15 protein-coding genes are annotated in these 12,133 nt (G+C 60.8%); 13 read left to right on the top strand and 2 right to left on the bottom strand.

The features are described from left to right. Positions 1–13: 13 nt before the first annotated feature. From CFBP4996_RS03705 to CFBP4996_RS03685, 5 genes are all read left to right on the top strand, one after another. Positions 14–1,900, top strand: a complete 1,887-nt coding sequence (locus CFBP4996_RS03705; protein ID WP_080852376.1) for an ABCB family ABC transporter ATP-binding protein/permease — start codon at positions 14–16, stop codon at positions 1,898–1,900. 163 nt (positions 1,901–2,063) lie between these two features. After that, positions 2,064–2,762, top strand: coding sequence for a phosphatidylserine decarboxylase (locus tag CFBP4996_RS03700; RefSeq protein WP_003520681.1), 699 nt, complete (start codon positions 2,064–2,066; stop codon positions 2,760–2,762). A gap of 22 nt (positions 2,763–2,784) precedes the next feature. Further along, positions 2,785–3,654 carry a CDP-diacylglycerol--serine O-phosphatidyltransferase gene (gene pssA / locus CFBP4996_RS03695; protein WP_080853200.1) on the top strand — a complete coding sequence of 290 codons (870 nt, stop codon included), beginning with the start codon at positions 2,785–2,787 and terminating at the stop codon, positions 3,652–3,654. Between the two features lie 172 nt (positions 3,655–3,826). Beyond that, entirely contained in the window at positions 3,827–3,958 is a 132-nt protein-coding gene (locus CFBP4996_RS03690; protein WP_003496883.1) for a hypothetical protein, read from the top strand. 388 nt (positions 3,959–4,346) lie between these two features. Further along, a complete protein-coding gene (locus tag CFBP4996_RS03685) occupies positions 4,347–5,639 on the top strand; it encodes a GGDEF domain-containing response regulator (protein WP_059752370.1) in 1,293 nt (430 codons plus the stop codon). A 15-nt stretch (positions 5,640–5,654) separates the two neighbouring features. Here CFBP4996_RS03685 and CFBP4996_RS03680 read toward each other — a convergent pair whose 3' ends face one another. Together CFBP4996_RS03680 and CFBP4996_RS03675 are read right to left on the bottom strand one after the other, a co-directional pair. Next, positions 5,655–6,416: an SOS response-associated peptidase gene (locus CFBP4996_RS03680; protein ID WP_080852378.1), complete on the bottom strand. Its 762-nt coding sequence runs from the start codon at positions 6,414–6,416 to the stop codon at positions 5,655–5,657. A 35-nt stretch (positions 6,417–6,451) separates the two neighbouring features. Beyond that, the gene (locus CFBP4996_RS03675) at positions 6,452–6,775 is read right to left on the bottom strand and encodes a YnfA family protein (RefSeq protein WP_031234127.1); all 324 of its coding nucleotides are present in this window, start codon (positions 6,773–6,775) and stop codon (positions 6,452–6,454) included. A gap of 132 nt (positions 6,776–6,907) precedes the next feature. Between CFBP4996_RS03675 and CFBP4996_RS03670 the strand changes: the two genes are divergently transcribed. The 8 genes from CFBP4996_RS03670 (at position 6,908) to CFBP4996_RS03635 (ending at position 12,029) form a co-directional block, all read left to right on the top strand. Beyond that, a complete protein-coding gene (locus CFBP4996_RS03670) occupies positions 6,908–7,324 on the top strand; it encodes an NUDIX hydrolase (protein WP_003520673.1) in 417 nt (138 codons plus the stop codon). 113 nt (positions 7,325–7,437) lie between these two features. Continuing rightward, positions 7,438–7,875: a TIGR02301 family protein gene (locus CFBP4996_RS03665; protein WP_080852380.1), complete on the top strand. Its 438-nt coding sequence runs from the start codon at positions 7,438–7,440 to the stop codon at positions 7,873–7,875. A 105-nt stretch (positions 7,876–7,980) separates the two neighbouring features. Further along, positions 7,981–8,238, top strand: a complete 258-nt coding sequence (locus CFBP4996_RS03660) for a hypothetical protein (protein WP_003501987.1) — start codon at positions 7,981–7,983, stop codon at positions 8,236–8,238. 14 nt (positions 8,239–8,252) lie between these two features. Further along, positions 8,253–9,020, top strand: a complete 768-nt coding sequence (locus CFBP4996_RS03655; RefSeq protein WP_080852382.1) for a hypothetical protein — start codon at positions 8,253–8,255, stop codon at positions 9,018–9,020. Positions 9,021–9,142: 122 nt separating this feature from the next. Continuing rightward, complete coding sequence (ygfZ, locus tag CFBP4996_RS03650; RefSeq protein WP_080852383.1) at positions 9,143–9,991, top strand: CAF17-like 4Fe-4S cluster assembly/insertion protein YgfZ; 849 nt, start codon at positions 9,143–9,145, stop codon at positions 9,989–9,991. A gap of 2 nt (positions 9,992–9,993) precedes the next feature. Then, a complete protein-coding gene (locus CFBP4996_RS03645; protein ID WP_162935892.1) occupies positions 9,994–10,617 on the top strand; it encodes a YfbR-like 5'-deoxynucleotidase in 624 nt (207 codons plus the stop codon). Next, positions 10,614–11,132 (top strand): tyrosine phosphatase family protein, encoded by a 519-nt coding sequence (locus CFBP4996_RS03640; protein WP_080852385.1) that lies wholly within the window; start codon positions 10,614–10,616, stop codon positions 11,130–11,132. The genes CFBP4996_RS03645 and CFBP4996_RS03640 overlap by 4 nt, the downstream gene beginning before the upstream one ends. Positions 11,133–11,207: 75 nt before the next feature. Continuing rightward, positions 11,208–12,029, top strand: coding sequence for a mechanosensitive ion channel family protein (locus CFBP4996_RS03635; protein ID WP_035260750.1), 822 nt, complete (start codon positions 11,208–11,210; stop codon positions 12,027–12,029). The last annotated feature ends 104 nt before the right edge of the window (positions 12,030–12,133 follow it).

Raw genomic sequence — 12,133 nt, 5'->3', positions numbered from 1 at the left:
ACCGGAGCGAATGATGGCCACGAAGAAAAAAACCATTTCGGCGGATTCCAGCAATCCCACCCAGACGCTGATCAATCTCTGGCCCTATATGTGGCCGGAGGGGCGGTGGGACCTGAAGATGCGAGTGATCTGGGCCACCGTGTACCTGATCTTCGCCAAGCTGGTGCTGATCTCCGTTCCCTATTTCTTCAAATGGGCGACCGATGCGCTGAACGGCCGGCTGGACATGGCCGGACTTGTTCCCGCCTTCCTGCTCGGCGCCGTCGCGCTGGTGATCGCCTATAATCTGACGCGGCTGATACAGGTGGGGCTCAACCAGCTGCGCGATTCGCTTTTCGCCAGCGTCGGCCAGCATGCGGTACGCCAGCTCGCCTACAGGACTTTCGTGCACATGCACCGGCTTTCTTTGCGTTTCCATCTGGAGCGCAAGACCGGCGGGCTTTCGCGGGTCATCGAGCGTGGCACCAAGGGCATCGAAACCATTGTCCGCTTCACCATTCTCAACACCGCGCCGACCTTCATCGAATTCCTGCTGACGGCGATCATCTTCTGGGCCTCCTACGGTTTTTCCTATGTGCTCGTCACGGTCATCACGGTCTGGGCCTATATCTGGTTCACCGTGCGGGCCAGCAACTGGCGTATCGGCATTCGCCGGGCCATGAATGACAGCGACACCGACGCCAATACCAAGGCGATCGACTCGCTTCTGAATTTCGAAACCGTCAAATATTTCGGCAATGAGGAGATGGAGGCGCGGCGTTTCGACGTCGCCATGGAGCGTTACGAAAAATCGGCGGTCTCGATCTGGACCTCGCTCGGCTGGCTGAACTTCGGCCAGGGCGTGATCTTCGGCATCGGCTCCACCGTCATGATGGTGATGTCGGCGCTTGCCGTGCAGCGCGGCGAACAGACCATCGGCGATTTCGTTTTCGTCAATGCGCTGCTGCTGCAGCTTTCGGTGCCGCTCAATTTCATCGGTTTCGTCTATCGCGAAATCCGCCAGGGCCTGACCGACATCGAACAGATGTTCGATCTTCTGGAGGTGGAGGCGGAAGTCACCGACAGGCCGGATGCAAAGCCGCTCGCAGCTGGACCGGGCGCGATCTCCTTCCGCGACGTGCATTTCGCCTATGACCCCGAAAGGCCGATCCTGAAGGGCGTTTCCTTCGACGTGCCGGCCGGCAAGACGGTGGCCATCGTCGGCCCTTCGGGGGCGGGAAAATCGACGATCTCGCGGCTGCTTTATCGCTTCTACGATATTCAGGAAGGCTCCGTCACCGTCGACGGGCAGGATATTCGCGATGTGACGCAGAAGAGCCTGCGCTCGGTGATCGGCATGGTGCCGCAGGATACGGTGCTTTTCAACGACACGCTCGCCTACAACATCCGTTATGGCCGCCCCTCGGCCACCGACGAGGAACTGAGGGCGGCTGCGGATGCGGCGCAGATCAGCGCCTTCATCGGCAAGCTGCCGGAGGGTTATGCCACCATGGTCGGCGAACGCGGCCTGAAGCTTTCCGGCGGGGAAAAACAACGCGTGGCGATTGCCCGTACCATCCTCAAGGCGCCGCCGATCCTCATTCTCGACGAGGCCACCTCGGCGCTCGATACGCATACGGAACAGGAAATCCAGAGCGCGCTCGACATCGTTTCGAAGAACCGCACGACGCTGGTTATCGCCCACCGCCTTTCCACCGTCATCGGCGCGGATGAGATCATCGTGTTGAAGGAAGGGCAGATCGCCGAACGCGGCACGCACAGCTCGCTGATGGGGCAGAACGGCCTCTACGCCTCGATGTGGAGCCGCCAGCGCGAGGCGATCCGGGCCGAGGAAATGCTGCGCCATGTGCGCGAAACCGACGATCTGGGTGTCATCGACCGCGGGGAACCCGCGCATTGATGGGTATAGCCGGGGTAACAGGGCTGACGGGCGAACCCCACCATTGCCGGACGGCCCTTTTGGCTGTAACCAGCTAGGCAAAATTTGTCGCATTGCCGTTTGGATCGTGTCGTATCACGACCACATATAGACGCGACAGACGGAAACCGGAGCAAGGAATCTCATGAATCTGTTCGACACCATTCGCAACACCATCGTACCGATCCACAAGGAAGGTTATGTCTTTGTGGCGGCCTTCTTCGTCGCATCGCTGGTGCTCGGCTGGATCGCCGAACCGCTGTTCTGGGTCGGTCTGGTGCTGACGGCCTGGTGCGCCTATTTCTTCCGCGATCCCGAGCGCGTCACGCCGCAGGATGACGACCTCATCATCAGCCCGGCCGATGGCAAGGTTTCCGCCGTGCAGAGCGTCGTTCCCCCGCTGGAGCTGGAACTCGGCAAGGAGCCGCTGGTGCGCATCTCGGTGTTCATGAATGTGTTCAACTGCCATGTGAACCGTTCGCCGGTACGCGGCCGTATCGTCAATGTCGCCTACCGTCCCGGCCTCTTCCTCAATGCCGAAGTCGACAAGGCTTCCGAAGACAATGAGCGCAACGGCCTCGTCATCGAGACGTCGCACGGCAAGGTCGGCGTGGTGCAGATCGCCGGCATGGTTGCACGCCGCATCGTCTGCTGGGTAAAGCCGAATGAACCAGTCGATGCCGGTGAGCGTTTCGGTCTTATCCGTTTCGGTTCGCGCCTCGATATCTTCCTTCCCGCAGGTTTCGAGCCGCGTGTATCGGTCGGCCAGACGGCGATTGCCGGTGAAACCGTGCTCGCCGAATTCGGCTCCGCCAAGGGTCCGGTCGTCAGCCGCCGCGGCTGACGGAAACAGGAAGGGCATGCGCATGGAAACGCCGATCGCCGAGCCGCAACAGAACGGCAAACCAGAGGGCCGCAGCGACAGCGGCCGTGGACCGCGGCTGAGGGAAATTCCCTTTCGCCTCGTCGTTCCCAATCTCATCACCGTTCTGGCCATCTGTGCGGGTCTGAGCGGCGTGCGTCTCGCCATCGAGGGCCGCTTCGAGCTGGCCGTCGGCATGGTGCTGCTGGCCGCCTTCCTCGACGGCATAGACGGGCGCGTCGCCCGCATGATGAAAGCGACATCCAAATTCGGAGAGCAGATGGATTCTCTGGCCGATATCGTCAATTTCGGTGTCGCCCCTGCTCTGGTGGTCTATGCCTACCTTCTCGACCAGGCACGCTCCATCGGCTGGATCGCCGCCCTCATTTACGTCATTGCCGCCGGCCTGCGTCTGGCGCGTTTCAACGTCATGATCGAGCGGCCGGTGAAGGCGCCCTGGCAGAATGAGTTCTTCGTGGGCGTTCCCGCCCCGATGGGCGCCATGCTGGTGCTGCTGCCGGTTTATCTCGGCTTCCTCGGCGTCGAGCCGGACAAGCCCTTCGCCTATGTCGCCGCCGCCTATACGGTGCTGATCGGTTATCTCCTCATCAGCCGCCTGCCGGTCTGGTCGGGGAAATCGGGCACCAGCCGCATCCGCCGCGATCTGGTGCTGCCGATGATCCTCGTCGTCGTGCTCTATGTGGCGATGCTGATGAGCTTCACCTGGGAAGTGCTGGTTCTGACGGTTGCCGCCTATCTCGTCTTCATTCCCATCAGCGCCCGCCTCTGGCACCGCCGCTACGGCACGCTGACCATCGAGGAAGACGTGCATGACGACGCCAATGGCGGCAACGGCCTCGATCGCGGCATTTAAAACCGCAGGTTTATTTTTTCTCGCACAAGCCGGCGCAGGATGTGACGCAAAATGTCGCAGCCTGAAAAGCCGGCTTCGTTTTTCTTCGCCTCGAATCCGTCAAGATTAGCCGCGAAAGAAGTGGCTCACACGCATCGCAACGGCGATTGGCGTGAATTGTGGAGAGAGAGAAATGACGAACGAGACGAAGGCGCAGCCGCAGGCGAAGCCCGACCTCAACAGCCACTACCGCCCGCTCGGACTGAAGGCCGTTGCGGCCGCAGCCCTGATGCTGAAGCGCAAGCCTGCCGCCAAAACCGCCTGAAAATATTCGATTTTTTGATTTTTCGAATTTTGCGGACTGCCCGGAAAACGGAACGTTCCCAACGGAAAATCGTCAATCACGCGGCGCCTTTTCCGGGCGCCGTTTTTGTTTCAAGCACTGCCGCTAAACTGCAGAGCGTCAGTCATTCATAAAATCGGCAGCCTTCTGTAACGAAGCTGCAACGAAAGTGTAGTAAAAAGCTCGCCTTCCACAAGAAGGCTATACGAACACCGACGTATAGATTAGTGAATACAAAAGAACTTTTCTATTCCGCATTTTTTTCCACAACAATGCATAAGCCGGCTTTCGAATCCGCAGACACGCGGATGACGAATATTCGGCGTTGAGGGAAGATTGTGAAGACAGGCCAGGGGGGCTTGGGACGGCCATGCAGGATAAAATCCTTCTGATTGAAGATTCCGTTGCTCTTTCCATGCTGCTGAAGACGCGGCTTTCGGAAGAAACGGAAGCCGAGGTCGTCCATTGCGACAGCATGGCCGCGGCCGATACTCTCATGCAGGCCCATAATTTCACGCTGGCGCTGACGGGTCTCAACCTGCCCGATGCGCCGAAGGGCGAAATTCTCGCACTTCTATCCGAGCGCAAGGTGCCGGCGATCGTTTTCACCGCCACGGTGGATGAGGAGGCGCGCAAGCGCTACGCCGAAAAGAAGATCATCGATTACATCGTCAAGGACGGCCATCGCACCGTCGATGCGGTCGTCAGAACCGTCCAGCGGATTTTGAACAACAAGCTCTTCTCCGTTCTTGTGGTCGATGATGTGCGCGCGGCACGGTCCGGCCTCGTGGAAATTCTGGAGCGGCAAAATTTCAGGGTCAGCGAGGCCCACTCCGGCAAGCAGGCGCTGGAAATCCTGTCGCAGAACCCGACGATCCAGCTCGTCATCACCGATTATCATATGCCTGACATGGACGGTTATGAGTTGACGCGCCGCATCTGCGACAGCCGCTCATCCGAAGATTTGCGGGTGATCGGCATATCGTCCTCCACAGACCGGTTGCTTTCGGCAAGCTTCCTGAAGGCTGGCGCCTCGGATTTCGTCTACCGCCCCTTCGTGCCGGAAGAATTGCAGTGCCGTATCGATAACAATATCGAGACGTTGAAGCAGCTCAAACGCCTGCGCGAACTGGCCGAACGCGACCACCTTACCGGCCTGCCGAACCGCCGCTCCTTCTTCGAGCGCACGCGGGCGCTGATGGATGTCATCAACGGCAATGACGAGAGCGGCGCCGTCGCCATTCTCGACATCGACCATTTCAAGAAGATCAACGACACGCTGGGCCACGATGCCGGCGACAGGGCGCTGAAAAAACTGGCAGAACTGCTGCATGACATGTGCGGCGAGCAACGCCACATTCCCGCCCGCCTCGGCGGCGAGGAGTTTGCCGTGTTTCTGCGCGGGCTGGATGCGCGCGCCGCCTATCAGTTCTGCGAGGAGCTGCGCGGACAGGTGGAAAAGAACGGCCGGCAGCTGAGCGGCAGCAGCCTCGCCCTGACGATTTCGCTCGGCGTCGTGGAGATCGAAAAGGGCGAACCCTTCGACAACCAGTTGAATGCGGCGGACCAGCTGCTCTATCTCGCCAAGGCGAATGGCCGCAACCGCGTTTATTCCGACATCATGATCCAGGAAGGCCTGCAGAAGATCGGGCGGAACGGCTGATTCTCTCGGGTGCGGTCAAAACAGCGACATCTGCCCTTCGTCCTTCGCCGGCTTGATCTTCGCCAGCGGCGCGCTTTCCGGCACCGGCTCGATGAGATCCGCGCCGACATTCGCGACCTTGTTGACCTTGTCCGATACCGGAATCATCTCGAAAAAATCATCCTGAACCGGCCGCATCAGATCGGCGACCTCGCGCGGCTCCTGGGTCTTGCAATCCAGCCAGCGGGTGAAATCCTCGGGCGCGATGACAACAGGCATGCGGTCGTGAATACGGCCGATCGCGGCATTGGCGGCGGTGGTGAGGATCGCGCCGGTATCGACCTCCGAGCCATCGGCGGAAGACCAGGTTTCCATGAGACCGGCGAAGGCGACGATGCCGCCGCTTTTCGGGCGAATGAAATAGGGCTGCGGTTTGCCGCCCTCCTCCTTCGGCGGGCGTCGCCATTCGTAAAAGCCGGTGGCGGGAACGAGGACGCGGCGATGGCGCATGGCGGCGCGGAAGGAGGCCTTGCCGATGGCGGTTTCCGACCGCGCATTGATGAGCAGCGGAAAATCCTTCGGATCCTTCACCCAGCCGGGCAGAAAACCCCAGCGGACCAGCACGGCCCGGCGATTGGGCAGGTTGCTGCCGCGCTCCTGTCGTTCGCCCTCCATCACGACCAGAATGGGCTGCGTCGGCGCGATGTTGAAACGGGCGGGAAAATCCTCAAGGCCGATCAGATCGAGATAATCGGCGATCTCTTCCGGCGTCGCCTTCAGCACGAAACGTCCGCACATGGCCTTCTCCTTGAGCATTGTTCACCGGAAATCTTCTAGGCCCTTGGCCCGAACAGGATGATGGCGGTGCCGGCAAGGCAGACGGCGCCGCCGGCAATATCCCACCGGTCCGGCGCATGGCCTTCCACGCCCCAGAGCCAGAAGAGCGAAGCAGCAATGTAAATCCCGCCATAGGCGGCATAGGCCCTGCCCGCCGCCTCTGTCGGAACCAGCGTCAGAAGCCATGCGAAAGCGGCCAGCGCCACCATGCCGGGCAGCAATATCCACCCGGTCTTGCCGAGTTTCAGCCAGGCCCAGAAGGAAAAGCAGCCGGCAATTTCGGCAAGAGCCGCCAGAACATAGATAAGATAGACCTTCATTCCACCGTCTTTAACATGCACAATCGCGCCAGTTCCGGACTATAAGCACCGGCACGGAAACCGGAATCGATTTTTCCGAGCCACGTACCACTATACACAGGCCGGCAACGGCCGAAACAAGCGAAACCATTCATGACCCTCCGTATCAAGCCCCGCCCCGCCTCCTCCGCCATTGTCAGGAACGGCGACCGGCTGCTTCTCGTGCGCCGCATCAACCCGCCCTCCAAGGACATGTTCGCCTTTCCGGGCGGTCGCGGCGAAGACGGCGAAACGCCGGCCGAAACGGCGCTGCGCGAATTGCATGAGGAAACCGGCATCGTGGCGCGCAGGCCGCAGCTTTTCGCGACATACGATCTTCCCTCCCGCGACGCTGAAGGTGTGCTGACGAGCCATTATTTCCTGTCGGTCTTCACCGTGGAGACCGATGCCGATCCGCTCGTGACTGTCGGCGACGATGCGGCGGATGCGGGCTGGTACACATTGGCGGAAATCCGCCTTCTGCCGGCGCCGGAAAGCGTCGTCGAATGCGCCGAACGCCTGCTTGCATGATTGCCAGCCAGCCAGAATCGCTATTATCTAGGGCTGATCCGCCCGCCGGATGGTCGCGAGCCAACAGTTCACGAGCCAATAGTTCACGAGTATGTGTGGGGCAGAATAGAATTTTGATACGGCCAACCATCTTCCTGTCTCTTTTTCTGACAATGCTTGCCACCGCCGGGCAGCAGGGCATCGCTTATGCGCAGCCTTCAAAACCCGGTTCCGAGGTGCGTCCGGCGGAAGCCGCGCCGCCCAAGCCCGCCCCTTATGACGACAAGCTCGCACGGCTGTCGGAGATACTGGGCGCGGTGCAATATCTCAGAACCCTGTGCCCTTCTTCCGGACCGGAGGACTGGCGCAGATCGATGAGCGATCTTCTGGCTGCGGACACGGCCAACGAACCTGAACGACGTCAGCGCATGACGGCTGCATTCAACCGTGGATACCGCTCCTTTGCGGCCATCCACACCAGTTGCACACGCGCCGCCATCATGGCAGAAGAGAACTACCGTAACGAAGGGGCAACACTCGCGCAGGAAATCGCGTCCCGGTTCGGAAATTAGAGGATTATTAACCTCTTTTCGCCGCAGGCCGTGCCGTTTTGATAAAAGGCTGCTAGTGTTGTTAACAGGGTGGTAAGGACTTGCCCGCCCTGTCGAGGATGAAAGATGCAGACAAGCCGTAACGAAATCGACGATATGATCGTGCATGAAAAGATGCAGGTCGCTCTGGAACACCAGAACGAGGCATGGGCTGACGGCATGGCCGACGGCATCGAGCCGGAGATCATCGCCGATGCCGCCATCGCTCTGGCCATGCGCGAAACCATCCGTATCCATGGCGAGGCCGGCGCTGAAGCAATGCTGGAATCGCTGCGCCAGCGCATGCTTCAGGGCGAATTTTCGCCGCAGCGGGTAATACAGTAAAGCCGGGGTCTATCATGTCTTGCCTGAGCAAGGGGCTTTTGCGCTCTTCCGCCCTGCTGTCCATCCTGCTTGCCCTGACCGCCGGGCCGATTGGCATGCCAGGCCGCGCCTTTGCCCTTTCCGAGCTGAAGCCGGCGCAGAACACCGAAAGCGAGCCGAAGGCTGAGAATGGCGGTGAGCCGCAGCAGGCCCAGCCTTCGGAGCCGGACGAGATCGAAGGCGATTCGGAAGGCATTCCCCTGCCCGACCCTCTGGTGGACCGTTCCGCCAGCCAGTCGAACCAGCAATCCTCCAAGCCCGACAACACGCCGGAAATGTCCGTGGTGATCGAGCACGACATTTCCAAGGCGCCGGAACCCGTGCGCAAGCTGCGCCAGCAGATCATCGATGCCGCCGCCTCCGGCGATATCGAAAAGCTGCGGCCCTTCATCGCCGCCGGCCAGAAAGAATTCCGCATCGACGGCAATGACGGCGAAGACCCGATTGCGGCGCTGAAAAGCTATTCCGGCGATCCTGACGGGCTGGAAGTGCTGGCGATCATCATCGACCTGCTATCGACCGGTTATGCCCATATCGATGCCGGCACGCCTGACGAAGCCTATGTTTTCCCTTATTTCGCCGGAAAGCCGCTGAATACGCTGACTGCGCCGGAAAAGGTGGAGCTTCTGCGCATCATCACGGCGGGCGATCTGGCCGACATGCAGGAATATGGCAATTACAGCTTCTACCGGGTCGGCATTTCGCCCGATGGCAAGTGGAAGTTCTTCACCGCCGGCGATTGATCGCATCGCGGTGCTTGCCGTTCTCTGGCAAAAATCCTAACTGTGCGGAATGAGCATTCCGGCAAAACGCATCTGCTTTTTGCCGGAGATCACAGAGTCTCGACGAACCGAACGGTGACGCCATGCCTTCCGCCCTTCTTGCCGACCGCCGCCTGATCCGGGTTTCCGGCACCGGCGCCGAGGAATTTCTGAACAACCTCATCACCGCAGATGTTGAAAACCTGCCGGAAGGCGAAGCACGGGCCGCAGCCCTTCTGACGCCGCAGGGCAAGATCCTGTTCGATTTCCTGATCTGGCGCGATGGCGGGGATTATCTGATCGAAACGGGCGTCGCCGAACAGGACGCGCTGCTGCGCCGCCTGACCATGTACAAGCTGCGCGCACCGGTCGAGCTCAAAGCCGAGACGGTCGAAGGCGTGAGCGTTTTCTGGAACGAGACTGCGCCGACGGCAGGCATTCGGGATGGTCGTTTCGGCAAGGCTGGCATCGATCTTTACCGTATACCGGGCGCGTCCGCATCCGGCGACATCGCGGCCTATGATGCGCTCCGTATCGAGCATGGTATTGCCGAATCCGGTCGGGATTATGCGCTGCAGGATGCTTTTCCGCATGATGTGCTGATGGATGTGAATGACGGCGTTTCCTTCAGGAAGGGCTGCTTTGTCGGTCAGGAAGTCGTCTCGCGCATGAAACATCGCGGCACGGCAAGACGCCGCGTCGTCACCGTTTCGGCCGAAGGCGCGCTTGCCGCCAGCGGGACGGAGATTACCGCCGATGGAAAACCGGTCGGCACGCTCGGAACCGTTTCCGGCAACAGGGCGCTTGCCATCGTTCGGATCGACCGCATTGCCGATGCGCTCGCATCCGGCACGCCGCTTCTGGCGGAGACTGTTCCCGTAACCGTGGCCCTGCCCGCCTGGAGCGGCCTTTCCTTCCCGGCGGCCGATCCGGCGGCGCGGGCGGAGGACTGAGAGTGGCTGCTGCAAAAAGCCCGCGCGCCTGGCAGCGCATGCTGTCCGGCCGGCGGCTCGATCTGCTCGATCCTTCGCCGCTCGATGTGGAAATCGCCGATATCGCCCATGGCCTTGCCCGCGTCGCCCGCTGGAACGGCCAGACGCGCGGCGACCACGCCTTTTCCGTCGCCCAGCATTGCCTCATCGTCGAGACCATCTTCTGCCGCATGTGCACAAGCGCGACACCTGATGACATGCAGATGGCGCTTCTGCACGATGCACCGGAATATGTCATTGGCGACATGATCTCGCCGTTCAAATCCGTGGTCGGCGGCGGTTACAAGACCGTGGAAAAACGGCTGGAAGCCGCCGTGCATCTGCGTTTCGGCCTGCCGCCGCATGCATCGCGCGAATTGAAGGACCGCATCAAGAAGGCCGATACGGTCGCCGCCTTTTTCGAGGCGACGGAGCTTGCCGGTTTTTCCACCGCAGAGGCGCAGAAGTTCTTCGGCCTGCCGCGCGGCATTACCCGCGACATGTTCGACATCACGCCCCTGCCCTCAACCGAAGCGCAAAAGCAGTTCATCGAACGTTTCGAGGCGATCGAGGCGATGCGTGCGGTCAAGACGGGGAGTGCGACATGACGGCCATTGTCGTATCGCCGCTGTCGCGGATCGCGGAGATGGCCGTCAAACACAAGGCCCGCGAAATGGTGACGCTGATCGCCAAAGAGCAGTCCTTTCACCGTCCCGCCGTCATTGCCGTAGACCGGCATCTGACGCTTGCCATGAACGACATCGCATTCAAGGGCACCGCCGATCTCATCGCGCCAGACGATGCCCATGTGCTGAAACTGATCGATTTCGCCCGCGAATGGGACCAGTCCGCGCCGCTGCTCATCCATTGCTGGATGGGCGTTTCCCGCTCACCCGCCGCCGCCGTCATCGCCGCGCTCAGCCTTTATTCGGACCAGGACGAGATGGAACTTGCGATGCGCCTGCGCGCCGTCTCGCCCTATGCCACGCCCAATGCCCGCATCATCGCCATCGGCGACCGTCTGCTCGGTCGCGATGGCCGGCTGGTGGCGGCGATCAAAAAAATCGGCAGGGGCGCGGATACGGATGGTAACGTGCCTTTCGTGCTGCCGCTTTGCAACTGAGGCCGTTTTGGCGGAACCCCCACGGCGTCCAGCCGTTACCAACCCTGAAGAGCAATGAAAATCACAGGATAATTCATGGAACAACAGGCAACGGATATCATCGTCGCATCGCAGGCGGCGTTGCAGCAGGCAAGCGCGCTTGCGGTGCAATATTCCTTCTCGGTCGTCGGTGCGCTTCTGCTGCTGATCATCGGCTGGCTGGCCGCCACCTTCCTGCAACGCTGGGCTTTTCAGGGCCTGTCGCGCATTCGCGGCTTCGATGCCACACTCGCCGGTTTCTTCGCCGGCGCCATCCGCTATGTGGTTCTCATTCTGGTGCTGGTCATGGTGCTTGGCCAGTTCGGGGTGCAGACCGCCTCCATCCTCGCCGCCCTTGGCGCCGCCGGTCTGGCCATCGGCCTTGCGTTGCAGGGCACGCTGCAGAATATTGCCGCCGGTATCATGCTTCTGGTGCTGCGCCCCTTCCGGGTCGGCGAATATATCGAGACCAGCACGGTCAGCGGTACGGTGATCGAGATCGGGCTGTTTGCGACTGAGCTGAAGACCAGCGACGGACTTTACCGTCTCGCACCCAACTCCACGCTCTGGAACGTGCCGATCACCAATTACAGCCGCTTTCCCTCGCGCCGTCACGAACTCAGCCTGACGGTCAAGAATGACGAGGATCTGGCGGCCGCACAGGATATGTTGATGAAAGTCGTGCGTTCGGAGAGCCGGGTTTTGCTGGACCCCGCCCCCGTCACCTTCGTCGATTCGGTCAGCGCCGACAGCGCCACCGTCAAATTGCGCTACTGGGTGCGCAGCGACACTTATTTCGCGACGACCCGCGATGTGACGAAAGCCATGAAACTCGCCTTCGACGAGCGCAAGGCGCAAGTGAGCGCCCAGCCGGCCTGAGACCTCACGTCTCCCCTCTTTTCAAGCGCGGTGGCTGCAACAGCCATCGCGCTTTTTCGTTGCACCACGTTGGAGCGCGCACTTGCATCCCGCGAATGCGGCCT

Origin of the sequence: Agrobacterium leguminum, assembly GCF_005144435.2 — a bacterium.
Lineage (GTDB): Bacteria > Pseudomonadota > Alphaproteobacteria > Rhizobiales > Rhizobiaceae > Agrobacterium > Agrobacterium leguminum.
This window is presented reverse-complemented; position numbering and strand designations above follow the sequence as displayed.

Coding starts and splice junctions, on each gene's coding strand:
- CFBP4996_RS03675 (WP_031234127.1), bottom strand. CDS start 6,775: ATGAAGGTCTATCTTATCTATGTTCTGGCGGCTCTTGCCGAAATTGCC.
- CFBP4996_RS03680 (WP_080852378.1), bottom strand. CDS start 6,416: ATGTGCGGACGTTTCGTGCTGAAGGCGACGCCGGAAGAGATCGCCGAT.
- pssA (WP_080853200.1), top strand. CDS start 2,785: ATGGAAACGCCGATCGCCGAGCCGCAACAGAACGGCAAACCAGAGGGC.
- CFBP4996_RS03700 (WP_003520681.1), top strand. CDS start 2,064: ATGAATCTGTTCGACACCATTCGCAACACCATCGTACCGATCCACAAG.
- CFBP4996_RS03655 (WP_080852382.1), top strand. CDS start 8,253: ATGTCTTGCCTGAGCAAGGGGCTTTTGCGCTCTTCCGCCCTGCTGTCC.
- CFBP4996_RS03685 (WP_059752370.1), top strand. CDS start 4,347: ATGCAGGATAAAATCCTTCTGATTGAAGATTCCGTTGCTCTTTCCATG.
- ygfZ (WP_080852383.1), top strand. CDS start 9,143: ATGCCTTCCGCCCTTCTTGCCGACCGCCGCCTGATCCGGGTTTCCGGC.
- CFBP4996_RS03660 (WP_003501987.1), top strand. CDS start 7,981: ATGCAGACAAGCCGTAACGAAATCGACGATATGATCGTGCATGAAAAG.
- CFBP4996_RS03635 (WP_035260750.1), top strand. CDS start 11,208: ATGGAACAACAGGCAACGGATATCATCGTCGCATCGCAGGCGGCGTTG.
- CFBP4996_RS03640 (WP_080852385.1), top strand. CDS start 10,614: ATGACGGCCATTGTCGTATCGCCGCTGTCGCGGATCGCGGAGATGGCC.
- CFBP4996_RS03690 (WP_003496883.1), top strand. CDS start 3,827: ATGACGAACGAGACGAAGGCGCAGCCGCAGGCGAAGCCCGACCTCAAC.
- CFBP4996_RS03705 (WP_080852376.1), top strand. CDS start 14: ATGGCCACGAAGAAAAAAACCATTTCGGCGGATTCCAGCAATCCCACC.
- CFBP4996_RS03670 (WP_003520673.1), top strand. CDS start 6,908: ATGACCCTCCGTATCAAGCCCCGCCCCGCCTCCTCCGCCATTGTCAGG.